This is a genomic window from Treponema sp. R8-4-B8, assembly GCF_054786175.1.
On sequence record NZ_BDHE01000425.1, the window covers coordinates 1 to 440 of the forward strand.

A 440-nucleotide genomic window follows, 5' to 3' on the forward strand; every position below is an offset into this window, starting at 1 on the left:
GTTAGTTGAAGCGTTGTAGTAGCCTTCGGGGGTAATGACGATCCATTCGCCGTCGTAGAAGGAAATGAATTGCGCGATTTCTTTGCCGGTGGCAACGTCCCAGATGCGGGTGGTATTATCCTGTGAGCCTGAAACAACGGTTTTACTGTTGGGGCTGAACGCTACGGATTCAACACCCCATGTATGCCCCGAAAAGGTTCGTATCTCCCGCCCGCTTGCTATGTCCCACAGTTTTACCGTGTTATCCCATGAACCTGAAAGCGCCTGTTTCCCGTCAGGGCTGAACGCTACGGATTTCACCGAACTTGTATGCCCCGAAAGGGTGCGGATCTCACGCCCTCTTGCTGTGTCCCACAGTTTTATCGTCTTATCCTATGAACCTGAAACCGCCTTTTTCCCGCTAGGGCTGAACGCTACTGATTGCACCAACTTCGAATGAC

General features: G+C 51.8%; 1 protein-coding gene. It reads right to left on the reverse strand.

Annotated elements, in window-relative coordinates:
* Window positions 1-363: WD40 repeat domain-containing protein (locus tag ACYVRA_RS09070; RefSeq protein ID WP_461252381.1), on the reverse strand; the 363-nt coding region annotated here is incomplete at its 3' end.
* Window positions 364-440 lie beyond the last annotated feature (77 nt).